Consider the following 1,471-nt stretch of genomic DNA (forward strand, 5'->3'; position numbering starts at 1 on the left):
ACGATCGACGCGGGGCGCGAGCCGATGAAGTCGTTCGACACCGCGTCGGGGGCGGTGGTGAAGTCGATCTGGCGCTTCAGCGAGGAGGTCAGCGAGACGTTGCGGAGGTAGTCCAGGACCTCTTCGCGGTTGGTCTCGCGGGACAGCTGGAGGTTCAGGATGGCGATCGAGACGTCCGGCACCGGGACGCGGATCGAGCTGCCGGTGATCTTCGCCTTGAGGTCCGGCAGCGCCTTGGCGACGGCCGAGGCGGCACCGGTCTCGGTGATCACCATGTTCAGCGGTGCCGAGCGGCCACGACGGTCGGCCTTGTGGTAGTTGTCCAGCAGGTTCTGGTCATTGGTGAACGAGTGGACGGTCTCCACGTGGCCGCGCAGCACGCCGTACTCGTCGTCCATCGCCTTCAGCGGCGGAACGATCGCGTTGGTGGTGCAGGAGGCGCAGGAGAGGATCTGCTCGTCCGGCTTGATGGTGTCGTGGTTGACGCCGTGCACGATGTTGGGCACGTCGCCCTTGCCGGGGGCCGTCAGGACGACCTTCTCGATGCCCGGGCGGAGGTGGTTCGACAGGCCCTCGCGGTCCCGCCACTTGCCCGTGTTGTCGATCAGGATGGCGTCCCGGATCCCGTAGACCGTGTAGTCGATCTCGGACGGGTCGTTGGCGTAGATCACCTTGATCGCGGTGCCGTTGGCGACGATCGTGCTGTTCGCCTCGTCGACCGTGATCGTGCCCTGGAACTGCCCGTGGATGGAGTCACGGCGAAGCAGCGAGGCGCGCTTCACGAGGTCCTGGTCACCGCCGCCACGGACGACGATGGCCCGCAGCCGGAGGCCGTTGCCGGAGCCGGCCTTCTCGATCAGCAGACGGGCGACCAGGCGGCCGATCCGGCCGAAGCCGTACAGCACGACGTCACGGCCCGACTCGCGGCGCTCGAACTTGTTGGCACCGGTGGCGCCGACGACGGCCTCCGCGGTGAACTGCTCCACCGAGAGACCGCGGCTGTCGGCGCGGTAGGTGGCGGCAAGCATGCCGAGGTCGATCTGGGAGGGGCCGAGATCCAGCGTGGTCAGCGCCTGGAGGAAGGGCAGCGTCTCGGTGACCGAGAGCTCCTCACCGGCTATCTGGCGGGCGAACCGGTGGGTCTTCAGGATGCTGACCACCGACTTGTTCACCAGGGAGCGGCTGTACAGCAGGACAGTGACGTCCCGCTCCCGGTGCAGTCGGCCGATGATCGGGATCATCGACTCCGCGATCTCCTCGCGGTTCTTCCAGTCCGTGAACACGTCGTCGTTGACAGTCACAAGTCCATCTTTCGAGCTAGGAGGGTGTTCACATGCTAACTGCGACCCACCCCACCAGCCGAAACGGGTCCCCCCCTGGCCCGCATGACAAGAATCACAGGGGTCGCCACCGGCAACGCCCTGGCCGGCGTCGCCGAATTCTCCGCAGCAATTCACGCACAACGCAAAGA

At 66.4% G+C, this 1,471-nt stretch carries 1 protein-coding gene; it reads right to left on the reverse strand.

The features are described from left to right. Window positions 1-1,301: glyceraldehyde-3-phosphate dehydrogenase (locus tag VR45_RS34845; protein WP_045943919.1), on the reverse strand; the 1,301-nt coding region annotated here is incomplete at its 3' end. Window positions 1,302-1,471: the final 170 nt, after the last annotated feature.

Source organism: Streptomyces sp. NRRL S-495 (assembly GCF_000966955.1).
GTDB lineage: Bacteria > Actinomycetota > Actinomycetes > Streptomycetales > Streptomycetaceae > Kitasatospora > Kitasatospora purpeofusca.